At 64.3% G+C, this 23556-nt stretch carries 22 protein-coding genes and 1 pseudogene; 10 read left to right on the top strand and 13 right to left on the bottom strand.

The window, feature by feature from the left end; all coding sequences use genetic code 11:
• Window positions 1–7 precede the first annotated feature (7 nt).
• Window positions 8–175 carry a hypothetical protein gene (locus ACSFC5_RS17745; RefSeq protein WP_440766576.1) on the top strand — a complete coding sequence of 56 codons (168 nt, stop codon included), beginning with the start codon at window positions 8–10 and terminating at the stop codon, window positions 173–175.
• A gap of 172 nt (window positions 176–347) precedes the next feature.
• Entirely contained in the window at window positions 348–887 is a 540-nt protein-coding gene (locus ACSFC5_RS17750; RefSeq protein ID WP_440766577.1) for a heme NO-binding domain-containing protein, read from the top strand.
• Between the two features lie 38 nt (window positions 888–925).
• On the opposite strand, the gene ACSFC5_RS17755 is transcribed toward ACSFC5_RS17750, so the two are convergent.
• From ACSFC5_RS17755 to ACSFC5_RS17765, 3 genes are all read right to left on the bottom strand, one after another.
• Window positions 926–3025, bottom strand: coding sequence for a M1 aminopeptidase family protein (locus ACSFC5_RS17755; protein ID WP_440766578.1), 2100 nt, complete (start codon window positions 3023–3025; stop codon window positions 926–928).
• A 237-nt stretch (window positions 3026–3262) separates the two neighbouring features.
• Window positions 3263–6517 carry an isoleucine--tRNA ligase gene (ileS, locus tag ACSFC5_RS17760; protein WP_440766579.1) on the bottom strand — a complete coding sequence of 1085 codons (3255 nt, stop codon included), beginning with the start codon at window positions 6515–6517 and terminating at the stop codon, window positions 3263–3265.
• Between the two features lie 93 nt (window positions 6518–6610).
• Window positions 6611–6853: a DUF8151 family protein gene (locus ACSFC5_RS17765; RefSeq protein ID WP_440766580.1), complete on the bottom strand. Its 243-nt coding sequence runs from the start codon at window positions 6851–6853 to the stop codon at window positions 6611–6613.
• Between the two features lie 92 nt (window positions 6854–6945).
• Here ACSFC5_RS17765 and ACSFC5_RS17770 point away from each other — a divergent pair.
• A pseudogene (locus ACSFC5_RS17770) lies at window positions 6946–7779 on the top strand (uracil-DNA glycosylase).
• A gap of 118 nt (window positions 7780–7897) precedes the next feature.
• Here ACSFC5_RS17770 and ACSFC5_RS17775 read toward each other — a convergent pair.
• Window positions 7898–8068: a hypothetical protein gene (locus tag ACSFC5_RS17775; protein ID WP_440766581.1), complete on the bottom strand. Its 171-nt coding sequence runs from the start codon at window positions 8066–8068 to the stop codon at window positions 7898–7900.
• 416 nt (window positions 8069–8484) lie between these two features.
• Between ACSFC5_RS17775 and ACSFC5_RS17780 the strand changes: the two genes are divergently transcribed.
• The 3 genes from ACSFC5_RS17780 (at window position 8485) to hisH (ending at window position 9984) form a co-directional block, all read left to right on the top strand.
• Window positions 8485–8904 carry an HIT family protein gene (locus ACSFC5_RS17780; RefSeq protein WP_440766582.1) on the top strand — a complete coding sequence of 140 codons (420 nt, stop codon included), beginning with the start codon at window positions 8485–8487 and terminating at the stop codon, window positions 8902–8904.
• 85 nt (window positions 8905–8989) lie between these two features.
• Window positions 8990–9220: a hypothetical protein gene (locus ACSFC5_RS17785; RefSeq protein ID WP_440766583.1), complete on the top strand. Its 231-nt coding sequence runs from the start codon at window positions 8990–8992 to the stop codon at window positions 9218–9220.
• Between the two features lie 77 nt (window positions 9221–9297).
• Complete coding sequence (gene hisH / locus ACSFC5_RS17790; RefSeq protein WP_440766584.1) at window positions 9298–9984, top strand: imidazole glycerol phosphate synthase subunit HisH; 687 nt, start codon at window positions 9298–9300, stop codon at window positions 9982–9984.
• Window positions 9985–10029: 45 nt separating this feature from the next.
• On the opposite strand, the gene ACSFC5_RS17795 is transcribed toward hisH, so the two are convergent.
• The 3 genes from ACSFC5_RS17795 to ACSFC5_RS17805 form a co-directional block, all read right to left on the bottom strand.
• Window positions 10030–11070 (bottom strand): A24 family peptidase C-terminal domain-containing protein, encoded by a 1041-nt coding sequence (locus tag ACSFC5_RS17795; RefSeq protein ID WP_440766585.1) that lies wholly within the window; start codon window positions 11068–11070, stop codon window positions 10030–10032.
• Between the two features lie 284 nt (window positions 11071–11354).
• On the bottom strand, window positions 11355–11744 hold the full coding sequence (gene fer, locus ACSFC5_RS17800) for a ferredoxin Fer (protein ID WP_440766586.1): 390 nt from the start codon (window positions 11742–11744) through the stop codon (window positions 11355–11357).
• A 311-nt stretch (window positions 11745–12055) separates the two neighbouring features.
• Entirely contained in the window at window positions 12056–13240 is a 1185-nt protein-coding gene (locus ACSFC5_RS17805) for an inorganic phosphate transporter (RefSeq protein ID WP_440766587.1), read from the bottom strand.
• Window positions 13241–13529: 289 nt separating this feature from the next.
• Here ACSFC5_RS17805 and ACSFC5_RS17810 point away from each other — a divergent pair, with 289 nt between their 5' ends.
• Window positions 13530–14267: a hypothetical protein gene (locus ACSFC5_RS17810; protein WP_440766588.1), complete on the top strand. Its 738-nt coding sequence runs from the start codon at window positions 13530–13532 to the stop codon at window positions 14265–14267.
• A 91-nt stretch (window positions 14268–14358) separates the two neighbouring features.
• Here the strand turns inward: ACSFC5_RS17810 and ACSFC5_RS17815 are convergent, their stop codons facing one another.
• From ACSFC5_RS17815 to ACSFC5_RS17825, 3 genes are all read right to left on the bottom strand, one after another.
• Window positions 14359–14784: a universal stress protein gene (locus ACSFC5_RS17815; protein ID WP_440766589.1), complete on the bottom strand. Its 426-nt coding sequence runs from the start codon at window positions 14782–14784 to the stop codon at window positions 14359–14361.
• Between the two features lie 43 nt (window positions 14785–14827).
• Window positions 14828–15994: an inorganic phosphate transporter gene (locus ACSFC5_RS17820; RefSeq protein ID WP_440766590.1), complete on the bottom strand. Its 1167-nt coding sequence runs from the start codon at window positions 15992–15994 to the stop codon at window positions 14828–14830.
• Window positions 15995–16139: 145 nt separating this feature from the next.
• Window positions 16140–17996 (bottom strand): SLC13 family permease, encoded by a 1857-nt coding sequence (locus ACSFC5_RS17825; RefSeq protein ID WP_440766591.1) that lies wholly within the window; start codon window positions 17994–17996, stop codon window positions 16140–16142.
• 194 nt (window positions 17997–18190) lie between these two features.
• Between ACSFC5_RS17825 and hisA the strand changes: the two genes are divergently transcribed.
• Window positions 18191–18925: a 1-(5-phosphoribosyl)-5-[(5-phosphoribosylamino)methylideneamino]imidazole-4-carboxamide isomerase gene (hisA, locus tag ACSFC5_RS17830; protein WP_440766592.1), complete on the top strand. Its 735-nt coding sequence runs from the start codon at window positions 18191–18193 to the stop codon at window positions 18923–18925.
• 192 nt (window positions 18926–19117) lie between these two features.
• Window positions 19118–19555: a GNAT family N-acetyltransferase gene (locus ACSFC5_RS17835; RefSeq protein ID WP_440766593.1), complete on the top strand. Its 438-nt coding sequence runs from the start codon at window positions 19118–19120 to the stop codon at window positions 19553–19555.
• Window positions 19556–19805: 250 nt separating this feature from the next.
• Here the strand turns inward: ACSFC5_RS17835 and ACSFC5_RS17840 are convergent, their stop codons facing one another.
• Both ACSFC5_RS17840 and ACSFC5_RS17845 read right to left on the bottom strand, forming a co-directional pair.
• Window positions 19806–21338 carry a TrkH family potassium uptake protein gene (locus tag ACSFC5_RS17840; protein WP_440766594.1) on the bottom strand — a complete coding sequence of 511 codons (1533 nt, stop codon included), beginning with the start codon at window positions 21336–21338 and terminating at the stop codon, window positions 19806–19808.
• 170 nt (window positions 21339–21508) lie between these two features.
• The gene (locus ACSFC5_RS17845) at window positions 21509–21778 is read right to left on the bottom strand and encodes a DUF8028 family protein (protein WP_440766595.1); all 270 of its coding nucleotides are present in this window, start codon (window positions 21776–21778) and stop codon (window positions 21509–21511) included.
• A gap of 291 nt (window positions 21779–22069) precedes the next feature.
• On the opposite strand from ACSFC5_RS17845, the gene hisB reads away from it, so the two are divergent.
• On the top strand, window positions 22070–22657 hold the full coding sequence (gene hisB, locus ACSFC5_RS17850) for an imidazoleglycerol-phosphate dehydratase HisB (protein ID WP_440766596.1): 588 nt from the start codon (window positions 22070–22072) through the stop codon (window positions 22655–22657).
• Here hisB and ACSFC5_RS17855 read toward each other — a convergent pair.
• Window positions 22654–23439 (bottom strand): DUF8528 domain-containing protein, encoded by a 786-nt coding sequence (locus ACSFC5_RS17855; RefSeq protein ID WP_440766597.1) that lies wholly within the window; start codon window positions 23437–23439, stop codon window positions 22654–22656. The genes hisB and ACSFC5_RS17855 overlap by 4 nt on opposite strands.
• Window positions 23440–23556: the final 117 nt, after the last annotated feature.

Here is a 23556-nt window from a genome sequence, read left to right on the forward strand (position 1 = left end):
AGCGGCGGTGTGCGATAACTGCGGAACTGCCCACGCGGTCCGTCTCGGTCCCGACGGGGAGATTCGCCCCATCGGAACCGGACAGGGGCCCGGCTGTACGTGCGGGGACGGCGAACTCCGCATTATGAGCGACGATACGGCCGTACTGGAAGACGTGGAGATGGAGGAATCGTAGTCCGACGCGAAGACGGACGAACCGCCGTCGATGTGGTGTGCAGAGTCTCCCACCTGCGACCGTACTATAACTGTTAAGTAGATACCATCCCGTGACTTAGCTAGTCGGAATTCGTACAGGTCGCGGGCGGTTCGCCCTCGACCGCGAGCCACCGAGTCACCACCCACCTCAGATGCACGGAATCGTTCACAAGACGCTCAAGGAGTACGTCGTCGACCGAACCGACGAGGAGACCTGGGAGACGATCCTCGACCGCGCCGACCTCGAGCCGGCGCTGTACCTCCCCGTCTCGACCTACGACGATCACGAGATCGACGCCATCCTTTCGACGCTGGCGTCGATGGCGACCCAGAACAGACGCCAGATCGAACGCGACTTCGGCCGGACGCTCGCGCCCGAACTCCTGTCGACGTTCAACGCGCACGTGCGCGAGAACGACCTATTCGCCCTCCTCGAGCGCCTCGAGACGATCGTCGATAACGTCGACGCGGCGACCGACGACACCGCGCTCCCGTCGGTCTCGGGCACCCGCGACGGGGACGACAGCGTGCGCGTGACGTATCGAACCCACCGGGAGCCGACCTACTGCGGACTAGCTCACGGGATTCTCGAGGGGATCGCGCGGACCTTCGACGCGGACGCGACCGTCGCGGAACGGACCTGTGTCGACGACGGCGAGGAGGCGTGCGTGTTTCTGGTGGAACAAGCGTGAAACGGTTCTTCTGCCGATAGCCTCGATGGGGGACGGCGTCACCGCCGCCGACCGAGCACCCCGATCGCGAGCACGACGGCCAGCGCGACGACCCCGGCGACGCCGCCGAAGCCAGCTATCGAATCGACGGCCGAGACGGCCCTCGAGAGACCGCCGCCGACGGTAACCGTCGTCGACTGCTCGCCGGCCGTCACCTCGTAGCGTCCGTCGTCGTCGAACGTCAGGTCGACCGTCGTGGTTCCCGTCTCACCGGGCGCAAGCGCGACCGGACCGGCAGTTACGACTCCGTTCGCGCTCTGGAACGGCAGCGTCCCCGCGGCGGGAAGTGTGCCACCCGCGGTGACCGTCGCGGTCGCCGTCACCGTCTCGCCGGGATCGACGCTGTCCGGCTCGACCCGCAGGTCGGTGACGGTCAGGCTCGGACTCGAGCGAACGAACACCGTCAGCCGATCGTCGCCGGCGCGGAGGTCGTAGATGCCGGGTTCCGCCGGCGTCCACGCGAGGCGCGTCGTCGCTCGCTCGCCGGGCCCGAGGTGGCGCTGCTCGATCGCGACGAGATCGCCGTTCGCCTCGAGGGTCGCGTCGGCGGGGCCGGCTCGGTTGTCCACGTTCGCCATCGTGACCGGAACGGTGACGGTCGTTCCAGCGGGGACGGCCATCACGTCTCCGCCGTCCGTGACGGCGTCGCTTTCGGTCTCGACGCCGTCCAGTTCGCTCGAGTCCCAGCGCTCCCAGGACTGGCCCGCGACCTCGATCGGCTCCGAGCCGAGTCCGTACTCGACGGTCGTCGAGGGCTGGTCGAACGCGTCCTCGTGTTCCCAGCGGGTCCACATCTCGGGCGTTTCGTCGGTCTGCGTGTACCGCTCGGCGACCGTTCGGAGCTCGCTCCCGCCGGCGTCCTCGAGCGCCGTCAGGAAGTCCGCCTCGCTCACCGCACCGTCTTGGGCGTTCAACTGTCGGAAGACGTCCTCGAGCGTCCGGTCGCCGTCGGTCGCCAGTCGAAGCTGTCGATCGATTTCGCCGTAGACGAGCGGCCCCTTCACGTAGTCGGTGTCGCTATCCGCCCAGGTCGAGGGGTCGTTGAGCGAACCGTCCGCGTACGGCGAGCGCTCGCCCCGTTCCAGGTGGTCGCCGAACTCGCCGAAGCGGATCGATCCCTCCTCGTAGCCCAGCAAGGCGGCGTAGTACTCCGCCTGAGCTTCGACGAGCCATCTGGCGTCGGTCGTCGTCTCGCCGTTGGCGAATCCCTGTCGGACGTGGATGTACTCGTGGAGCCAGATGTTCCCGGCAACCTCGAGTTCGATGTCGGCGGCGACCCACGCGTCCGCGTCGCCGTACTGGATACCCCGCGATCCCCAGTCGACGTCCGCCGGAACCGCGATGACGAACACCTCGTCGTTGCTCGAGCCGACGTCGAGTCGCTCGCTGCCAGCCGCGATCGACTCGAGGATATCGTCGGGCCTCTCCGCTAGGTCAGCCGCCTCGGGGACGACCAGCCTGATCGTCTCGCCGTCGACGGTTCGCTCGTACTCTTCGACCGGGCCAAAGAAGGCGATATTGTCGCCGGCCGCACCCTCGCCGTCGACGGTGACCGTCTCCTCGATACCCAGTGTGACGGATCGGGGCGTTCGAAGGGAGAGTCCGACGGAAGGGACCTGAACGACGCCCCACTCGCCGGTGTCGACGAACGTGTAGCCGTCTCGATCATCGTGGTCGTGGCGGACGTCACTCGTTCGGTCGCTCGGCATCTCGTATCGGATCGACGGCGCTGCGGTCGCCTCGTCCCAGCGGTACGTTCCGTCGCCGGTCGTCTCGAAGCCCTCGAGGGCTTCGACGGCCGCGTCGTCGTGGAGCGTGATCTCGAGTCCGCGCAGCGGTTCCGGCGGCTCGAAGGTCGTCTCGACCTCGAACTCGCCCGGCCGATCGGACAGGTGGCGAAGCTCGGTTCGCTGGTGGAGCACGTCGTTTTCGCCGGCTATCGAACTCGACGAGCCGACGTTCGGGCCGTTCACGATCGCTGGCTCGGACGCTCCCGACGTCTCGGGTGCGGACGAAAACCCCCCAGCGCCAGCGATGCCGGCCGGGAGGCTGCCGAGCAGGAGGAACACGACGACACAGACGGCGAACCGAGAGTTCACTAGCCCTCTCTGTCGAGTCTGCGACTAAGACTTTTGTGGCACGAATACTGTCGTCATATCGAGAATTACTGCAGAACGAGGACTCGAGGAGAATGCCTCGAATCGCTCAGTCGCACTCAGTCCGACGCCTCAGCGGCCGCCAGCGGTTCGGATCCCACCTTTTTCTCGTCGGGTTCGCTATCGCTCACCACTCCTCGAAAAATCTGGACCAAAAACGCCTCGCTCCGCTCGGCGGTGTTAATCCGACGCCTCAGCGGCCGCCAGCGGCTCGATCGCGATTTCCATCGTCACGCCTTCGACCTCCCACTCCTTTCGGTTGCCGTTGTCGACCTCGAGGTCGCCGATCTCGTCGGCGCGAACCTCCTCGCGGATGAGGTCCGTGCGCTCGTCGACCAGCGAGGCGACGCGGTCGTCGTCGATCTCGAGTTCGAGTGCGATCCGTTCTTCGACGTCGAGTTCGAGATCCTTTCGCATCTCCTGGACGCGGCGGATGACCTCGCGGGCGTAGCCCTCGCTCTCGATGTCGTCGGTCAGCGAGGCGTCGACGTAGGCGACGCCGCGGTCGTCGCCGTCGAGGGAGAAGGCGGTGCCGGCGACGCCGTCGGGCGTCTGGGTGACGAACGAGACCATCTCCTCGGTGATCTCCTCGTCCTCCTCGAGCACGTCCGCGACAGCTGCTTCGATCGCCTCGAGTCCCGGTTCCTCGATCCGGGCTTCGTTGAGCGCGTTCATGACCCGGCCGGCGCGATCGCCGAAGGCCGGCCCGAGCTCGCTCATGTCCGCCTCGGCGCTGTAGTTCAGTTCGCCCCAGCGGTCGTCGGGCGAGACGAGTTCGATATCGCGGGCGTTGAGTCGATCCTCGAGCAGTTCGGTGTGGCGCTCGACGGCCTCGACGACGCGTCCGTCGTCGGCCGCGACGACGACCCGCGGGACGGGCCAGCGGAGCTTGCGACCGGCCTGCTGGCGCGCGTTCGCGCCGGCTTCCTCGATCGCGCGCAGGATGGCGACGTCGTCCTCGAGCTGTTCGTCGGCCCAGTACTCCTCGACGGCGGGCCAGTCTTCCATGTGGACGGTGTCGTGGCCGGCGTCGCCGGTGAGCGTGCCGTAGATCTCCTCGCTGACGAACGGCGCGTAGGGGGCGAGCAGCGCGACGCTCTCGCGGAGGATGCGGTAGATCGTCGCGTACGCTGCGTCCTTGGACCCGCTGTCCGTCTCGTCCCACATCCGCTCGCGGACGGCCTGAATGTAGAACCGCGAGACGTCCTCGACGACGAACTCGATGAGCGCCTCGAGCGCGCGGTCCTGGCGGAACGCCTCGAGATGTTCGGTCATCTCGGCTTTCGTGGACTGCAGGCGGGCGAGGATCCACTCGTCGATCAGCTCGAGGTCCGAATCGACATCGTCCAGGGTCACTCCGGCGGTTTCACCGCCTCCGTCTCGTTGCGACTCCGTCGCAACGCCCGGCTCGAAGTCGTCCAGTCGCATGTACGGCAGCGGGAACCGGAAGACGTTCCACAGCGTCCGGAGGTGGTTTTCCATCGTTCCCATCTCGTCCCACGAGAAGCGCATGTCGTCGCCCTGCGGATTCGCCGAGAGCAGGAACATCCGCATCGCGTCGGAGCCGTGGCGCTCGATGGCCTCGTCGGGTTCGACGACGTTGCCGACCGATTTGGACATCTTGCGGCCGTCCTCGTCCAGCGCGTGGCCGTGCATCAGCACCGTGTCGTAGGGCACCTCGCCCATCGCGGCGGTCCCCATCCCCAGTTGGGACCAGAACCAGCCTCGGGTCTGGTCGTGGGCCTCGAGGATGAAGTCCGCGGGCCAGAGTTCGTCGAACCGGCTGTCGTCCGAGGGGAAGTCGAGGGTCCCCCACGAGGCGACGGAGGAGTCGAGCCAGACGTCGAAGACGTCGGGCACGCGCGTGTACGTCGTCCCGTCCTCGGTGATGGTGAGGTCGTCGACGGTGTCCTTGTGGAGGTCGACGTCTTCGGGGTCGACGTTCTGATCGACGCGCTCGGCGAGTTCCTCGCGGTCGCTGATGACGATCCGATCCTCGTCGTCGTCGCGATCCTCGGGGGTCCAGACGGGAAGCGGGATCCCCCAGTAGCGCTGTCGGGAGACGTTCCAGTCCGGGGCCTCCTCGACGAAGTCGCGGAAGCGGTTGTCGCGAGCCCAGCCGGGGTACCACTCGCTGTCCTCGATGTTGTCGAGCAACTCGTCTTTGACGTCCGTGATCGTAATGAACCACTGGTCGGTCACGATCTGGAGGATGCCGGTGTCACAGCGCCAACAGTGGCCGTAGCTGTGGTGGACGGTGCCCGACGCGAGGAGTGCGCCGTTGTCCTCGAGATCAGCCGTGATCTCCGGGTCGGCCTCCTTGACGAACTGGCCTTCGTATTTTCCGGCCTCGGCGGTGTAGACGCCGTCGCCGCCGACGGGACAGAAGATGGGGAAGCCGAGTTCGCGGCCGCGCTCGAAGTCGACCTCACCGTGGCCGGGCGCGGAGTGGACGAGACCGGTGCCGTCGCCGTGGGTGTCGACGTAGTCCGCGGCGTAGACCTCGAACGCGCCGTCGGCGTCGACGTGGTTCGGGACCTCGTCGGCGAGCGGGTGGTCGTACGACCAGCCGATCAGCTCCTCGCCGGTCAGTTCCTCGACGACCTCGTAGTCCTCGTAGCGCCCCTCTTTGAGGACTTCTTCGTGTTTCGCGTCGGCGAGGTACAGCAACTCTTCCTCGCCGTCTTTCGTCGCGCGCACGCCGACATAGTCGCCTTCCTCGTCGACGGCGGTGAACGTGTTCGCGGGGATCGTCCACGGCGTGGTCGTCCAGACGACGATCGAGCCCTCGCGGTCGGTAAGGTCGAATTTGACGTAGACCGAGGGGTCCTCGACGTCCTCGTACTCGACCTCGTTGTTCGCGATGGCGGTCTCACAGCGCGGACACTGCGAGATGGATCGGTGCCCTTTCTCGACGAGTCCGCGTTCGGCGGCCTTCGAAAAGCCCCACCAGGCGGCCTCCATATACTCGGGACTCACAGTTCGATAGGGGTTGTCCCAGTCCATCCAGACCCCGAAGGATTTGAAGTCATTCTGGAGCCCCTCGAGTTGCTCGTCGGCGTAGTCCTTACACTCCTGAATGAAGTTCTCCTCGCCGAACTCCTCGATGTCCTTCTTGTTCTCGAAGCCGAGTTTCTCCTCGACTTTCGTCTCGATGGGGAGCCCGTGCATGTCGTAGCCCGGGCGGTCGGTCACGTCGTACCCCTGCATTCGCATGAACCGGATGTAGACGTCCTTTAGGGACTTGTTCCAGGTGGTTCCCATGTGCGCCGACCCCGACGTGTACGGCGGGCCGTCGACGAAGAAGAACGATTCGCCGTCCTTGCGGTGCTCGACCGTCTGCTGGTAGGCGTCGACGTCGTCCCAGTAGTCGAACACCCGTTGCTCGAGGGCGTGGGGATCGTACTGGTCGTCGACCTCGCCGAACCTGCTCATGTGGGTCCAATCTCACTCCGAGAGTAAAGGGGAATCGGTATTGCGGACGCGAGCGTCGGCGTGCGGTGGGCCGGAGGACGACTGCGAGACGTGTTACTGACTGGCGACGAGCAGTCGCGCGAGCAGTTTCTTGTATGCGATGCCGTAGACGCCTGCATAGAGCATGACGCAGCCGATCGCGGCCAGCCACGCTGCGACCATCATCTCGCCCGAGCCGAGGTGTTGGATGCTCGCGTATTCGACGGCGAGACCGCCTGCGGTCAACACGCCGGCGAGGACGGTGTAGGCGACCAGCGGGAGCAGTTCTGCGAGGAGTTCCGGGGTTGCCGATCCCATTAGCAGTGGAAAACCACTCGACGAACGTAAACCTATCCCTCCCATCGGCTCGTGTCCGAGCGATCTAACTCCTTCGAGACCGACGTACGGCCGTGTCTCCGTCCCCCTCCGATTCCGGTTCGAGTCCGGCGACCGGCGACAGTTCCGACGCCGTAGTCGATTCGGATTCCGACACCGGTACCGACTCGACGCCGCCTCGAGACCCGGCCTCCCCGTCCACGCGAAACGTCGTCGAACCCGATTGCGAGCGCTGTCCGGCCCTCGTCGAGCACTGCGAGTGCATCTCGTGGGGCACTGGCCCACTGGACGCCTCGATCGTCGTCGTCGGCGAAGCCCCCGGTTACGGGAACCCCGACGCCGACCGCTGGCAGGGCGGCAACTGGACCGGGATGGCCTACACCTCGCGACACTCGGGACGACGGATCCGTCGGATGCTCGCGGAAATTGGCTACGGCGACGAAACGTACTACACAAATGCCGTCAAATGCTTTCCGGCGAGCGAGGAGCCACGCTCCTCGTAAGCGAGTAGCGCGGAACGAAGTTCCGCGGACAGTCGAGCGGCGAAGCCGCGAGATGACGGTGAAACCGCGAGCAGCGATCCGCAGAACCCGACGAGCAACCGCGAGCCGACGTCCGACGAGCGTGCGAACTGTCGCGGCCACCTCGTCACCGAGGTCGAGACGGTCGATCCCAACGTCGTTCTCGCGACCGGGAAACACGCGACGAAGTCGGTGCTCGCGGCGGAGGACCGCGAGATCGACGGGTTCATCGATACCGTCTTGACGCCCGTTCGGTGTGACCGCCTCGAGACGCGGCTCGTCCCGATCCTCCACCCGTCGTATCAGGACGTCTGGATCGGTCGGCTGGGCTACGAACCGGCGGAGTACCTCGAGGCGATTCGCGAGACGCTCGACGACTGCTGTTAGACTGCCGGTGCGTAACCGTTCGTCGCTGCCGGTACATCGGCGCCGGTGCGTAGCCGTCCGTCGCTGAGTGTCGTCTCCTGGCTGTCCGGTCGCGTCGACGATTTCGGCCTCGAGCGACCTACAGAACCGACGAAACGATGGTATAAACCGCTGAAAAGACCAGAAACCAGAAGACCGATCTCACAAGGAGTTTGCTGTGGCTCTCCTTGATCGGCGCCGTCTCGTGGAGTCGCCCCTCGGCGCGCAACAGTGCGCGGACGAGTCCGCCGTCGGGTCCTGAATCACTCATCGCTTCAATGGGGCTACTCAGTGACCCGTGTTAACCGTCTCGGCTCCGCGCCGGTCGCCTGGTCGCGACGTGACTCGAGTGAGCGTGCCGATGCTCGACGCTACTCGTCGGTTGAAACCCACCACCGACAGAAAATCGACGGTGGTGGAAATGGTGGTTGGTCAGGATACGTGACGTTGTGGTTCCGATACAGGTGCGATACGACACCGCGCCCAGGTGGGCAGTCGACTCGAGGCCGGCGTCGCTATTGAAGGGTCGTGACCGTCTCCCCCACTTATCCTGACTTTATCCCAGTTTAATCTGTGTCTCACGCGTGACGATCGCCAATTCGATACTGTTCTGATATTCCGTACCTTCGCCGTCCCGTTCCGCTCGAGCGGGTAAGCTTCTTACAGTGGGCCGACACACACTCGCGTATGAGTACGATCTTCAGCCAGATCGTGGAGGGAGAGATCCCGGCACGAGTCGTGTACGAAGACGAGACGACGATGGCCTTCCTGGACGCCAACCCGCTCGCCCCGGGCCACACGCTGGTCATCCCGAAAGACGAGTACGAACGGCTGAACGATATCCCCGACGACGTTGCAACGGATCTCTACGCGACGATCCACCGGCTGATTCCCGCCGTCGAGGAGAGCGTCGACGCCGACGCGACCACCGTCGCGTTCAACAACGGCGAAGAGGCCGGCCAGGAGGTCCCTCACGTCCACTGCCACATCGTCCCTCGCTTCGAGGGCGACGGCGGCGGCCCGATCCACGCCATCGCCGGCGACCGGCCGGAGCTCGGAGACGACGAACTTGACGACATCGCGGCCGATATCGAATCTCGAGCCTGAGTACTCTCGACCCCGTAGCCCGAGGTTTCGAGGTCGACCGACGATACGCCGTGACACTTTTCTCGCTCGCGCGTGAGCCTCGGGTATGCTCGCCGGTCTCGCCGCCCAGTTCCGGGCTCACCCGGTCGCCACGGTCCTCGAACTCGGCAGCGTCGTCGTCTGTCTCCTGCTGTTCGTCGGGACGCTCGCGCTGCTCTCGAGCGGGCCGCCGACCGGCCGGGGCGACCCGTGGCTCGTCCTCGTCGGAATCGGGGCCGCGTTCGTCGTGTTCTGGACGGCGCTGGTGCCGTTGTACGAACGATTTCTGTACACGTAGCGGACTGCATCGCTCGAGTCGGTTGCGAAATCAGCACGGAAGCGTACTCATTTGTGAGTCCGCTTCGAACTCAGGTTGTGAAGGTAACGATCATCGACTACGGGGTCGGAAACCTCCGGAGTCTCCGACGCGGACTCGAACGGGCGGACGCCACGGTGGAGATCTCGGACGACCCGGCGCAGATCGCCGACGCTGAGGCGCTCGTCCTCCCCGGCGTGGGCGCGTTCGGGGAGTGCGTTCGCAACTCCAGACCGTTCCACGACGTTCTCGTCGAGGCGGCCGAGGACACGCCGATTCTCGGCATCTGCGTGGGGCTTCAACTCATGTTCACCGAGAGCACCGAAGGCGTCCCGGACGGCGAAACGATCGACGGACTCGATCTCATTCCGGGGCGGGTCGAACGCCTCCCGACCACCGCGGTCAAAGTGCCGCACATGGGCTGGAATCAGCTCACGATCGAGCGGGAGCATCCGATCGTCGCGGGCATCGACGGCGCTGCGTCGGAGACGCGCCGAGCAGATAGATCGGTCGACGACGGCGCGTACGTGTACTTCGTCCACTCCTACGCGTCGGTCGTCGATAGTCACACCGTCGCGTCCTGTGACTACGGATTCGACTTCGCCGCTATCGCGACGAACGAGGCGGGCAACGTGATGGGAACGCAGTTCCACCCCGAAAAGAGCGGCCCGATCGGCCTCCAGCTCCTCGAGAACTTCGTCGCGTACGCCGAGGCGTATCACGGCGACCGAGTCTCCGTCCCCTAACGCGATCCGGCGACGAGACCGAACCGCGATTTTTCGAACTCCGTCTCAGACGAACGTTCCGACGAGCAGATCGCCGTAGATCAGCGCGATCGCCAGTCCGAGGAACACCGGCACGAGAAACGGCGTCCCCGGCGAGATCCAGACCGTCTCCTTCGAAGCGAGCACCTCGAGCCCCTCCCGTAACTCCTCGGGCGAGGTGCCGTAGGCCGTGCCGTCGATGTCCGCGAGGAACGCCTCCGCTCCCCATGGGTCGTCGTACTCGGGAACGGCGTCGGCTTCGGGTGTCGCTTCTGCATCGGTCTCGAGGCCGTCGTCGCCGTCGGCGTCGTCCTCAAGCGTCGTCCCGCCGTCGCTCCGAACCGCCGCCGTCACCGCGCCGTCGGTCGGCGGGTTCGGCTCCTCGGGGAGCGTCGCCGGATCGCGATACCGGTCGGGAGCGTCGCGAACGTCTGCCAGCGTGAGCCCCCGCCAGCGAAGGTACATCCGCAGGGCGTCAAGATCGAGACCGCCGCGGGAGCGCCCCTCGGGGGTCTCGAGGAGTCGGCCGTGCGTGTCGGGGATCCGGTTCCACGAGACGGGCCAGCCGATGACCATCACGCCGTTGATCCGGCCGGCGGCGGCGTTGCGAAGCGCGAGGACGACCGGGATGGCGACGCCGATGATGACGGCGTTCGTCAGGATCGTAAACGAGAACGTTCCGATCGGCGTGGTCGTCAGGGGAAACGTCGACGAGCCCACGGCGTACTGCGGGAAAGTCGGGAACAACAGCGCCAACACGAGCAGCGCCTTCGCGTCGGCGCCGCCGAAGCCGCCGAACCACCAGAACAGGTACGCGATGGGGACGACGAAGCCGATACTCACCGCCGCCGGGAGCAGGAACTCGTGGGTCCAGGCGTAGCCGTCGGCGTTCCAGGCGAGCCAGCCGTCCCAGACCAGCAGGACGGCACCGAGGAGAGAAAGGGGGATCCAGACGGTACTCGAGACGCGTCTGGTCTTGATGTCGCGAATCGCGACCCAGGCGAAGACGGGAACGGCGACGAGCCGCAGGAGGTCCGGGGTCGTCGCGACGGCACCAGCGAGTGTCACAGGGTTCCGTGCGAAGCGGGGGAGTGTTATCCTTTCGGCTCAGTTCGGATCGGTTGCTATCCGTCAGGCCCCGCGGTAGCGCTCGAGCGAGCGGTCGATTTCGATCGCCCTCGCGGATCGACCCGTTGTCGTATGCGGTATCGGTGGTGGCTCTCGACCCGGGTCAGCCGGCAGCGACGGTGCCGTGGCTCCGTTTCGGAGCGGAGGCTCTCCGTCGCTCTCGCGGCGACTGATGAAAATGCGGCCCCGAATTGGGGTGCATCCGTCGAACTGTGCGCTGTTGTTTAAATGACGCGGTTCTGCAGGTAGTCGAGGTGCTTTGCGTTGTAGACGATCTGCACCTCGTCGGTCTCCGCGGAGCCGATGCAGGTCAGACGGACGTTCTTGTCCTCGACTTCCTCGTCCGAGAGGATCTGCTGCATGTCCATCTCGATCTCGCCCTCGTAGACGATGGCCGCACAGTTCGCACAGGCGCCTGCACGGCAGGAGAAGGGCCAGTCGTAGCCCTGGGCCTCGGCGGCCTCGAGGATGTACTCGCCTTCGGCAACGTCGAGGGAGCCGTAATCCTCCTCGTCGAGACCGGCGTCGGCAGCCTGGTCGAAGAGGTCGTCGTCGTCCATCTCCCATCCCTGGTCGTCCAGCACTTCGTAGTTGAGGTATTCTACCGTGGGCATCGTATCACGGTTCACGTCCCGCACTGGTATAGCTTGCTGTTCAGTCCTAAATTGTCTTTCAATCGGAATTGACCAGTTCGAAGCAAAGAATATCGTCATCCGTCGAATAACGAATCGGAAAAGCGGGGTGAAAACGAACCATCGCAACCCTATCGTGGCCGACGGCGGGTGTCGAATTCTTGACCGTCTCGAGGACGGAGTATGCGTACGTGTCGATCGAATCCAGGCGCTGCGTTCGACGTCTCGGATCGGGGTCTCGAGCGCTCAGCGGTCGGTCGATCCGGAACTCGAGTCGGTCCCCGAAGTACCGTTCAGAAGCCGAAGATCGGGACGAACCGGAACGTGAGAAAGGCGCCGACCGTCGAGATCATGGGGACGACGTTCTGCATGAGGATGACTCGAGCCGTCGTGGAGGGGTTGAACAGGTCCGACGCCTTCGGGATGTCGCCGGGTTCCTCTTCGCCGATTTTTGGCGGGCGTTCGCCTTCCTCCTCGGCGGTCAGCGCGCCGACGGAAACGCGGGTTTCCTCCTCGCCGCGGGCAGCGTCCGAGAGTTTGGTCGTTCGGGTGGCTCGTCCCCAGCCGAGGCCGACGATGCTCATCGTCGCGATGACGACGAAGCTGGCGGGGATTCCGATCCACGAGAGCCCGATAACGATCCCCGAACTGATGACGGCGACGACGATGGCGGCCGTCAGCGGCAGGTTCGTGATGTCATTGCCGAGCGTGTCGAGGGTTCGGCGGGCGATCGTGAAACAGCCGATCGTGACGGCGGCCGAGCCGATCAGGATCAGCGGAATCATGTCAACATCGCCGGTACCGTAGATCGGGGCGATGGCGTTCGCGATATTACTCGTCCCCGAGGAGAAGGCCATGAGACAGCCGATAGCGACGACGACCAGCGCGCCGGTGATCTCCCGCCGATCGGCGTTCTCACCGAACTGGAGCCGCGGAATGAGTCCCGAACGATTCACCGATACCATCGGTTGGTCGCTGCTGCTCTCCTCGATGGCGACCCATGCGTTGATCTGTGGATAAAAGTATCGACCGACGACTCCAGCGACCCAAAAGCCGATGATCGGTGCGACGATCCACCAGACGACGATCTCACCGAGGACTGCAAAATTGAGTTCGCCGGTTGCGAAGCCGAGCGCGGCGATCGCCCCGACGGCGGTCATCGACGTCGAGGCGGGGACCCCGGCGTAGTTCCCGACGAACAGCGCGCCACCGATAAAGAAGAGGACGGCGACGTTCGATCGCATGGTGAAGACTCCGGGGTCGTGAACCAACTCTGTCCCCAGCGTGTCGACGACCTGCGGACCGATCGTGATCGCGCCGACGAAGAAGAAAATCGACATCAACGCGGCGGCCATGAGTTTCGTGATGACGTTCGCACCGACGGCCGGGCCGAACGCGGGACCGGTCGTCGCTCCACCGATGTTGTACCCGACGAACATTGCGACCAAGAGTCCCACGATAAGCAGTACTTCCGTCACAGGTAGTACTCACACGGGCGAGTCGTAAAAGCGCGTGTGTTTCGGTTCACGCGGGATACCTCGACGATCGGACGACGCCACTCGGCGATTGTGGTCCGGTTGCGTAATGAGTGGCTGTTTCGGCGGCATTCGTCTAGAGCCAAATGCCAAAGAACTTCGCCCGCCGGTCTCTATAATAGGCTAGCATGTCGATACGCACGTCCTCGAGTCGATGGAAGTACCGTCTCTGGAACGCCGGTGGGTTGTCGCAGCGTTCGCTAACCGACGTAGAGACCGCCTTCGACCACCGATGAGACCGGCTCGTGTCGACGCGATCACTGACTTCGCGTACGGAGCGTTGATCTTCATTTCGATCGGCTTGATTATGGTGCTTAACAGTCGGATCGGACTGGCCTTCGGGCTGGGAGTCTTTGCCTCGTACGTCGTCCACGTGGTCTGGAAGATGGCTCGGTTCGATCCCGACTGGATGACCAGGGCCGTCGAGGAGTCCGTCGAGAAGTCCGTCGAGAAGTCCGTCGAGGAGTCCGTCGAGAAGACGGTCGACGAGACGGTCGAGAAAACTGTTGGTGAGACGGTCGAGAAAACTGTCGGTGAGACGGTTGGCGAGACTGTCGAACAAACCGTGAGCGAAACGGTCGACGAGACGGTTGGTGAGACTGTCGAACAAACAGTCGAAGAGACGGTGAGTGAGACGGTCGATGAAACGGTAGGCGAAACGGTGGAGAAAACGGTCGAAGAGACGGTGGGTGAAACCGTCGACGAGACGGTAGGCGAAACGGTGGAGAAAACGGTCGAAGAGACGGTGGGCGAAACGGTCGAGGAGACAGTGAGCGAAACCGTCGACGAGACGGTCGAAGAAACGGTGAGCGAAACCGTCGAAGAGACCATCAGCGAGCAACTCGCCGAGATCCAAGAACAGGTCGAATCCGTCGAAGAGCGCGTCGACCGCCGGCCTCGAGAGGACGAAGTCGAGGAACTGGTCGAAAAATCGACCGCCGAGACGGAGACGGACGAGGCTGAGGACTGAGACGGGTTGCCGTAGCGATTCCTCGGTGCAACCGTCGGATGGTCAGGGTTGCATCGTAACTGACGGACGACGGTTCTATGAGCCGACCCGATCACCGAACGACAGTCACCGGAACCGGCGACCGACGGACGACCTTTTCGGCGACGTTTCCGACGAAGAGCCGTTCCGCCATCGTTCCGCCGTGGCTGCCGATCACGACCGTCTCGTAATCGTTAGCCCGGTTGATGATCGCTCGGACCGGGTGTCCCAACTGGACGTCGGTCTCGAGCGTCGCGTTGCCGTCGGCCGCGTCGACGATCTCGCGTGCGCGCTCGAACACGGGTTCCGCGTGTTCCGCCGCGTCGACCTCGAGATCGTCGGCGAGCGAGAGGGCCGTGGCTTCCCCCCACATCGGCGACGGACCGCCGACGACGTGTAACACGGTTATTTCGGCGTCTGGGTGGGCGTGAAGGGCGTACTCGAGTGCGTGTTCGCTCATCTCGGAGCCGTCCATCGGGACGAGGACGCGGGAAATCATACGCAAACTACGATAGCGACGTGAATAAACGCAGTGGACTGGCTCAGTTGACGAACGGAACGAGCGTGAAGAAGCCGTAGGCCAGCAGGGTCGACATCGACGGGCCGATGATCCACATCGAGACGTACTTCATGACCGCTCGCGGATTGAACAGATCGCTCGCCTGCAACGCCTCCTCGGACTCTTCTTCACCGATCTGCGAGACCGGATCTTCCGGCTCCGCCTTGAGTGCGCCCATCGAAATCTCCGTGTCAGTGTCTCCACGTATGGCTTCTCGAGCCGTGACGGGACGGGTCGCACGGCCCCACCCGAGACCGACGATCGTCATCACGGAGGCCATCACGAGGCTGATCGGAATGCCGATCCACGAGAGGGCAGTCGTAATCGTCGAGGCGGTAAGCATGACGATGAGGGCCGCGAGCAGCGGAATATCGCTGAGTTCGCTGCCGACCGATTCCATCGTTCGGCGAGCGATGGTGAAACCGCCAAGCCCGATCGCGACCGTTGCGATGATGATGGCGGGGTCGCGACCGAGCTCGCCACTGCTTACGAGCGGGGCGACGGCGTTAGGGACGTTGCTCGCACCGGCACTGAAAGCCATGTAACAGCCGATGGTGAGCACGACGACCGTCCCGACGAGTTCCTGGGAGGTCGTGTTCGGCCCGAGAGCCGGCTTCGGAACCGAACCGCTGCGATCGAGGGCGAGTAACGATCCCTCGGACGATTTGATCTCGAACCGACGGTTGAGTTCCGGATAGACGTATCGGCCGATCGTCGCACCGATCCAAAAGCCGATAATCGGCGTGACGACCCACCACGAGACGATCCAGCCGATCGTCTCGAAGTTGGTCGTTCCGGTCGCCAGCCCGAGTCCGACGATCGCACCGACCGTCGTCATCGACGTCGGGACGGGAACGCCGAATATATTCGCAATGAGGATTCCCAGACCGATGAAAAAGAGCACGGCGACACCGGCCGCGAGGGAGATCTCGATCGTGATGATATCGCCCGAGAGCGTATCCATTACGTTCCGGCCGACGGTCCACCCCCCGAGAAAGACGAATATCGTCATCAGCGCGGCTGCCGTGACTTTTCGGATGATTCCTGCCCCCACGGCGGGACCCCACGCGATCCCGGTCGACGAGCCGCCGATGTTGAAGCCGACGAAGATCGAGGCGGCGATCCCGACCAACAGCACTGTTTCGACCATCGACAGATGGTACCGGCGTTTTCGTGAAATAAGTATTGGGAGCAGGTCGTACCGTCCGCGAATTACGAGTCAACCTCATGATAAAAACACCGCGAAAACCGCTCGTTGTCGCTCGGTCCGAGTCGTGTCGTCATCGACCGGCTCCTCACACACCCCAGAAAAACGCGATCCCGAGCACGGTGGCGACCGACAGAATCAGCTGCAGCGGCGCGCCGACGCGGAAGTAGTCGCTGAACTTGTACCCGCCGGGGCCGTAGACGAACAGGTTGGTCTGGTAGCCGATCGGACCCAGAAACGCGGTGCTCGCCGCGAACATCACCGCGAAGACGAACGCGAGCGGGTTCGCACCGATCCCGGCTGCCGCGGCCGCGGCGACCGGGATCATGAGGACGACGCTGGCGTTGTTACTGATGACCTCCGTAATCAATCCCGTGACGATGTAGAACAGCCAGAGGACGACGAGCGTCGGCAAGAACCCGGCCGACTGGACGACCAGGAATGCGATGTACGCGGCCCCGCCGGATTGCTCGAGGGCGATTCCCAGCGGGATCACTCCCGCCAGCAGGAAGATGATGTCCCACTCGACGGCGTCGTACAGTTCGTTCGAGTCGAGCACGCCCGTGACGACCATCGCGACGACGCCGGCGAGCGCGGAGACGAGGATCGGGTAGACCTCGAGGGCCGCGACCGCGACGACGCCGATCATGATCGCGACGGCGATGGGGGCCTTGTCCGCCCGGTACTCGGGTCGGGGCGGTTCGCGCGCGACGATCACGTCGTTGCGCCGGGAGAGCCGATCGAGGGCGTCCGGCGGCGCCTGGACCAGGAGCGTGTCGCCGACGTCGAGTCGTCTCCCGACGAGTCGCTCGCCGACGAGCGTGCCGTGTCGCCGAAGCCCGAGGACGGCCGCGCCGAACTCCTCGCGGAAGGATTCGGGCTCGAGGCGTTCCCCCACCAGCCGTGAGTCGAGCGAGACGATCAGCTCTGTGACGATCCCCTCGCCGTCCTCGTTCGTTATCTCCGCGGTGGACTGGGGGTTGCCGACGAGTTCGACTCCCTCGACGTCCTCGAGCAGCGTGATCGCGTCCCGATCGGTGCGAACGACGAGGACGTCGCCCTCCCGCAGGCGGGTGTCTCGCCGGGGCGCAATCGACCGCTCTCTCCCGCGGACGACCTGCACGACGTCGATTTCGGGGCCGAACCCTTCGGTGGCGTCGTCGACCGTCGCCCCCGCGAGCGGCGAGTCGGGAACCACGGCGACGTCGACGACGTAATCGCCCACGTCGTACTCCTCTATGTAGTCCGCTCGCGGCGGGACCCGTTCGGGAATGAGGTAATGGCCGACGAAGATGAGGTACAGCGCGCCGACCACGACGACGATAGCCCCCAACTGCGTGAACTCGAACATCGAGAACGCGTGGAGTTCGGGGTAGTCGTCGCCGAGGCGAGCGCTGATGTCGCTCGCGAGGATGTTCGTCGAGGTGCCGATGAGAGTGAGCATCCCGCCGACCTGCGAGGCGTACGACAGCGGGATGAGCAGCTTCGACGGCGACGTGTTCCCCCGGTTTGCGACGTCGGTGACGATCGGGACCAACAGCGCGACGACGGGCGTGTTGTTCAGAAAGCCGGAGACGGGGCTGGTCGCGAGCACCGTCGCGAACAGCTGTTTTCGGAGACTGTCGCCCGCGAACGCCGCCATCCGCCGACCGATTTCTTGGACGAGCCCCGTGCGGGCGATGCCGCCGCTCAGGATGAGCATCGCGAGCACCGTGATCGTCGCGTCGTTCGCGAAGCCGGAAATGCCCGTACTCGGGTCGATCCCCGTCCACGGCTCTAAGACCACGAGCACCACGATCAGCAGGATCGCGGTCACGTCGATCGGCAGCCGTTCGGTGACGAACAGCACGAGTGCTAGCCCGACGACCCCGAAGACGACGAGCATGTCCGTCGTTAGTTCGGGTCGGGTGACGGGCTCCTGTGCGAGCGCGACGAGTGCCGACATTCGGATATCACGACCCACACCGGCTCGACCCGTAACGTCTCCCCACAGCAATCGAACTGTAACGAGTTCGAACCCGTTTCCAGCGCCGTTTCAGTGGAGCGGAACGTTCGACGACGCGCCTCGAGCGGACGAGCCGACTCGAATCCAACGCCGAAGTCGGTGGCTTTAGGCGCGCGCCCCGCCTGCGACCCGCTATGAGCGCCTTTCCCACGTTCGAAGTGATCCCAGCGGTCGATCTCCAGGACGGCGAAGTCGTCCAGCTCGTCCAGGGCGAGCGCGGCACCGAGAAGACCTACGGTGACCCCGTCGAGGCCGCCCAGCGCTGGATCGACGCCGGCGCGGAGTCGTTACACCTCGTCGACTTGGACGGCGCATTCGAGGGCGAGCGCAAGAACGGCGACGCGATCGACGCGGTGCTCGAGACCGTCGACGTTCCCACGCAACTGGGCGGCGGGATTCGGACCGCCGAGGACGCGATCGAACTGCTCGAGCGCGGCGTCGACCGCGTCATCCTCGGGACGGCGGCGGTCGAGAACCCCGAAATCGTCGCCGAAATCAGCGACGAACACCCCGATAGCGTGGTCGTCAGCCTCGACGCGAAAGACGGCGAGGTCGTCGTCGAGGGCTGGACTGAAGGGGCCGGCATCTCGCCGGTCGAGGCCGCCGAGCGGTACGCGGAACTGGGGGCTGCGGCGATTCTGTTTACGAACGTCGACGTGGAGGGGCGACTCGATGGCGTCGCAACTGAACCGGTTCGAGAACTGGTTGAGGCGACCGATATTCCGGTTGTGGCGAGTGGTGGGGTCGCGACCCTCGAAGACATACGGGACCTCGAGGCGGCCGGGGCCGCGGCTGTCGTGGTTGGGAGCGCGCTGTACGAGGGGAACTTCTCGCTCGAGGAGGCGCAGAACGCGGTCGGCGGAAGTTGAGCCACGTTGGTCTCGCTCTACGAACGCGGTAGGACTCGGTTTCGAGGGGTGTACCAATGGCTCGAGCTTGCTGCTCGTTCTGCCGACGGCGGTTTTTCACGTCAGCTCGGTCGATTCGCTCGTCACGTTCGTATTCCTCTCACTCTCAACCGATCAAAATACAATTATCTTCGGAGCGAGACGTGTCGAACGATGACCCGTGTGCGGGAGCTCACACCGGACGATGCCCGAAAGCTGACCGCTCTCTACGAGGACTACGAGTGGTGGGCCGATAGCGAAGTCGACGACGTACGGCGCGCACTCGGCGAGACGGAAGTCGCCATCGGTATCGAAGAAGATGGAAATCTCGTCGCCGCTGCGCGGGTTCTGACGGACTACACGTACTACGCGAACGTCTTCGATGTGATTGTCGCCGCTGATCGTCGCGGCGAAGGATTCGGTGAAACACTCATGCAGGCGGTGGTCGACCACCCAGATCTACAGGACGTAGCCGGCCTCTCGTTGCTCTGCCGTCGTGGCTTGATCCCCTACTACGAGACGGTCGGCTTCGAACTGTTCGACCCCGAGATAGAGATTCCTGAAGGCGGGACGGAAGAACTGGTCCGAATGACGTACGAGCAGAACGAATAACCCCTGAGTAGTCGCAGTGGCCGGGAGCGGGCTCCGAGCAACGCGAGGAGTCCGGGACTCGGGGGAGGGCAGGCAACTATTCGATACCGACCGCGAGCGACCGACGGGAGCGAGCGGGCCGACGACTGATGTGAAGTGAGCAACGCGAACAGAACGGAGGGAGGAGTGCTTTTGATCGAAATTTTATCGAGGGACATCGCGGTCGCGGCGCTTCGCGACCGCGATAGACCGCAGAATAAAATTTCGTTCCTTACGACTTCCAGAACGCCGGCGTCAGCAACACGAGCACCGGAATGATCTCGATACGGCCGATCCACATCATGACGACCATGACGGCGCGGGTAGTGGTTGGAAAGCCGGCGTAGTTGTCCATCGGGCCGAACTGACCGAACGCGGGACCGATGTTGAGGAAGATCGAGGCCGAGGCGGTGAGCGCTTCGAATTCGGTGACGTGCGGATCGGTGAAGCGGGCTGAGTCGACGACGACGACGACCGTCAGCAGGAAGAAGATGACGATGGCCAGGAGGACGTAGGCGTAGATGTCGCGGATCGTCTCCTCGTCGACGACGGTACTTCCGAGTCGGAGCGGACGCACCGCTTCCGGGTGAATCGACGTAAAGAGGTTGCGTCGGAACGCCTTGAGCGTCACTAACCAGCGCAGGGATTTGATCGAACAGGTCGTCGAGCCGGCCATTCCGCCGATGAACATGCACAGAAAGAGCATGTGCGCCGCACCGGCAGACCACTGGCCGAAGTCGGTTGAGGCGAAACCCGTCGTCGTCACCAGCGAGATCACGTTGAACAGTCCGTGTCTGATCGTTTCCTCGACGTTCTTGTCGATCGCGGGATCCATCCAGAGGATTGCAGCCACGATCGCGCTGAATCCTACCAGTACGCCGACGTAGAACCGGAACTCCTCGGACTCGAGGGGCTGGCGAACGTCGCCTTGCGTGACGTAGTAGAGCAGGACGAAGTTGGTCGCCCCGAGGATCATAAAGGGCATGATGGCCCACTGAACGACGGGTTCGAACGCGCCGACGCTCTCGGCCTCCGGGGAGAATCCGGCCGTCGCGACGCTGGTCAGCGCGTGGGAGACGGCGTTAAAGAGGTCCATGTTCGGTGCCATCCCGAGCAGGTGGAGCGCGTAGAGCGCCACGACGGCGAGCGCGGTCAAGCCGACGTACAGCCCCCAGATGAGTCGTGCGGTCTCGTCGATGTGCGGGCGGAGTTTCCGGACGTTTCTCGTCTGCGTTTCGGTCTCCATCAGCTGTGCGCCACCGACCATCAGGTTCGAGAGCAGGCCGATGGCGACGATCAGGATCCCGAGCCCGCCGAGCCACTGAATGAGCTGTCGCCAGAGGAGGATCGCGCGGGACTGGTTCTCGAAGTCCCAGCCGCTCATCACCGTCGCGCCGGTGGTGGTGAGGCCGCTCGTCCCCTCGAAGACGGCGTTGACGAGACCGTCCACCGATGGTGAAAACGCAGATTCCGCGGGCGCGCCGAGACCGACGAGCGCGAACGGGATCGAGCCGATCGCGCCGACGCTGAACCAGGTTAGCGCGACCATCAGGAACGCCTCGCGCTGTTCCAGATTCCGGTCGTCGCTCAACCGCTCGAGTGCGACGCCGACGACGATCGTCGCGAGGATTGCAGCGACGAACGCCAGCGAGTCGTCGCCGTCGAACACCGCCAGTACGAGTGGGACGGCGAGCGGAACGGCGAGCCACTTCAGCACCGTTCCGGTGAGACTACAACTTGACCGCCAGTCGACACGAATCCCCATCGAGTACTCGTCTCTGCGAACGGGAGGGCATTAATCAGTTCGGAACTGAACAACGCGTCGTCACCGCTCGCGCGAACCGACGGCGACTCGGGCGGAGAGAGGGTGCTCGAAGAAGCGATCGACGTACGGAATCGGAAGACAGTGATGTAGCCGCGGACTGTGCCACGGGATCACTGCTTGTAGCCGTGGCCGACGTAGAGCGCGAACACGTTGACGGCGAGTAGCGCAAGGAACGTGAGGGTAACCTGCGGATTGCCGAGTCCCTGTGCGACGAGGGGCAGGTGAATGAAGGGGAGGGCGATCGCGACCCAGAACGAGAGGAACTGGGCCGGTCCTTTGATCGATCGGAGGGACGTTCGGTCGGGCTGATCGTGTGATCGGTCCGGATCAGGGCTGGAGGGACCGAGCGATTCGTTCGACAGCGGGGAGTGGTTAGACATCGGTTCGAGTCACCGTCCTGTACGAACGACATTCAGCCAACACGTCATATAATGGGTCGAACCTTGCCGTCGTTTCGGTCCGTTTCAGGTCCGTTACTGTGTCCCAAATGACGTTTCGAAACGCCTCGAGAGAGGATTAGACGTTTTATAATCCACTCTGAAGCGGTAGTGGCGTTCTGGCTGGTCGGGGTGGTAGCAATCGCCGAATCGACGAGCGCGCTCGAGTGAGTTCGCTCGCACCGGCGGGTGCCGAGCGCAATTTCCTTGTACCGGCGGGGTCATCCCAACGGTATGAGCGAGCGAACGGCGACCGTCACGCGCGAGACCGCCGAGACGTCGATCGAGTGTACGCTGTCGATCGACGGCAGCGGCGACGCCGATGTGGACACCGGAGTCGGCTTTTTCGACCACATGCTGACGTCGTTCGCTAAACACGGGTTGTTCGACCTCGAGATCGACTGCGACGGCGACCTCGAGATCGACGATCACCACACGGTCGAGGACGTGGCGATCGTCCTCGGGGAGGCGTTCGACGAGGCGCTGGGCGATCGGTCGGGCATCGTCCGCTACGCGGATCGGAAGGTCCCGCTGGACGAGGCCGTCGCCGGCGCGGTCGTCGACGTGAGCGGTCGGCCGCGATTTTACTTCGACGGGACGTTCTCGCAGGCGCAGATCGGCGATTTCACGAGCGACATGGCTCGCCACTTCGGGGAGTCGTTGGCGATGAACGCCGGTCTCACCGTTCACTGCGAGGTTACCGGCGAGAACGCCCACCACGAGGTCGAGGCGCTGTTCAAGGCGCTTACGCGAGCGCTCGACGACGCGACGCGGGTCGACGAGCGACGGACGGGAACGCCGAGTACGAAGGGAACGCTTTAGGGTCGCTCGAGCAGATCACGGCTCTCGACGAACTCGCCTTCCTCGAGCGCGTGGTCGACGACCGCCTTGACCTCGTGTGACTCGAGGTCGTAGGCGCCAGCGGCCAGGTTCTCGACGGCGGCTCGTGGCATGGGGAACTCCCGATTTTGCAGCAGCCGGACGACCTTACCGTAGGCCTTCGGCGGTCGATTCGCGGACTGCTGGCTCGGTGATCCGTCAACCGTAGCGCTGCCCGCGTCGGGTTCGGTACCGCTCGCTGTGTCGGCCGTCGTCTCTTCATCAGTTGCGTCGCTCGACTCCGCCGGCGTGTCGCTTCGTTCGAAGGTGATCCCGCCCTCGAGCGTCGACTCGGTCGTCGACTCGTCCGCGTCGGCGTCGTTCGTCTCGCCCGTCTCATCCGTCCCATCCGTGTCGTTCGTCTCGTCTGTTTCGTTCGTCTCGTCCGTGTCAGATCCCGAAACGGTCGCGTTCGGACTCGAGGAACGCCCCCGTTTCTGCGTCGACTCGTTCGCCGAGTCGACGACGGTTCCGCCGTCGCCGTCGTCGTCGCCGTTCGAACCCGCGTTTGCCGCCGTCTCGTCCGCGTCGCCCGTCGGGCTCGCTTCGCTGCCGCCGGCACGGGCGAGCAACGGCTCGAGGAGGTCCTCGAGCTGCTCTCGACAGCCGGTACAGAGCACGATACGCCGCTGTTCGGTCTCAGTCGGCTCGAGTTCGGGCGGGAGGACCTCGAAGGTTCCGACGGCCTCGCCGTCACAGAAGTCACAGCTTCGGAGTGCGCGCATGGGGGTGGCTACTGGTTAGACCCTCAAAAATCGCCCGTCAGACGCCGTGTTCGGGCGCCCGTCGAGTCGGAATCGCCGCTCGAGCGGCCCGTTCACAACCGGACCGACGACACCGGC

This window comes from Natronorubrum marinum (assembly GCF_052040125.1).
GTDB lineage: Archaea > Halobacteriota > Halobacteria > Halobacteriales > Natrialbaceae > Natronorubrum.

Excerpts from the sequence above, each read along its gene's own strand:
- ACSFC5_RS17780 (WP_440766582.1), top strand. The coding sequence starts at position 8,485 with ATGAGTACGATCTTCAGCCAGATCGTGGAGGGAGAGATCCCGGCACGA.
- ACSFC5_RS17845 (WP_440766595.1), bottom strand. The coding sequence starts at position 21,778 with ATGTCTAACCACTCCCCGCTGTCGAACGAATCGCTCGGTCCCTCCAGC.
- ACSFC5_RS17825 (WP_440766591.1), bottom strand. The coding sequence starts at position 17,996 with ATGTCGGCACTCGTCGCGCTCGCACAGGAGCCCGTCACCCGACCCGAA.
- ACSFC5_RS17835 (WP_440766593.1), top strand. The coding sequence starts at position 19,118 with ATGACCCGTGTGCGGGAGCTCACACCGGACGATGCCCGAAAGCTGACC.
- ACSFC5_RS17785 (WP_440766583.1), top strand. The coding sequence starts at position 8,990 with ATGCTCGCCGGTCTCGCCGCCCAGTTCCGGGCTCACCCGGTCGCCACG.
- ACSFC5_RS17750 (WP_440766577.1), top strand. The coding sequence starts at position 348 with ATGCACGGAATCGTTCACAAGACGCTCAAGGAGTACGTCGTCGACCGA.
- ACSFC5_RS17855 (WP_440766597.1), bottom strand. The coding sequence starts at position 23,439 with ATGCGCGCACTCCGAAGCTGTGACTTCTGTGACGGCGAGGCCGTCGGA.
- ACSFC5_RS17765 (WP_440766580.1), bottom strand. The coding sequence starts at position 6,853 with ATGGGATCGGCAACCCCGGAACTCCTCGCAGAACTGCTCCCGCTGGTC.
- ACSFC5_RS17815 (WP_440766589.1), bottom strand. The coding sequence starts at position 14,784 with ATGATTTCCCGCGTCCTCGTCCCGATGGACGGCTCCGAGATGAGCGAA.
- ACSFC5_RS17810 (WP_440766588.1), top strand. The coding sequence starts at position 13,530 with ATGAGACCGGCTCGTGTCGACGCGATCACTGACTTCGCGTACGGAGCG.
- ACSFC5_RS17775 (WP_440766581.1), bottom strand. The coding sequence starts at position 8,068 with ATGAGTGATTCAGGACCCGACGGCGGACTCGTCCGCGCACTGTTGCGC.
- fer (WP_440766586.1), bottom strand. The coding sequence starts at position 11,744 with ATGCCCACGGTAGAATACCTCAACTACGAAGTGCTGGACGACCAGGGA.
- ileS (WP_440766579.1), bottom strand. The coding sequence starts at position 6,517 with ATGAGCAGGTTCGGCGAGGTCGACGACCAGTACGATCCCCACGCCCTC.
- ACSFC5_RS17820 (WP_440766590.1), bottom strand. The coding sequence starts at position 15,994 with ATGGTCGAAACAGTGCTGTTGGTCGGGATCGCCGCCTCGATCTTCGTC.
- ACSFC5_RS17840 (WP_440766594.1), bottom strand. The coding sequence starts at position 21,338 with ATGGGGATTCGTGTCGACTGGCGGTCAAGTTGTAGTCTCACCGGAACG.
- hisB (WP_440766596.1), top strand. The coding sequence starts at position 22,070 with ATGAGCGAGCGAACGGCGACCGTCACGCGCGAGACCGCCGAGACGTCG.
- hisA (WP_440766592.1), top strand. The coding sequence starts at position 18,191 with ATGAGCGCCTTTCCCACGTTCGAAGTGATCCCAGCGGTCGATCTCCAG.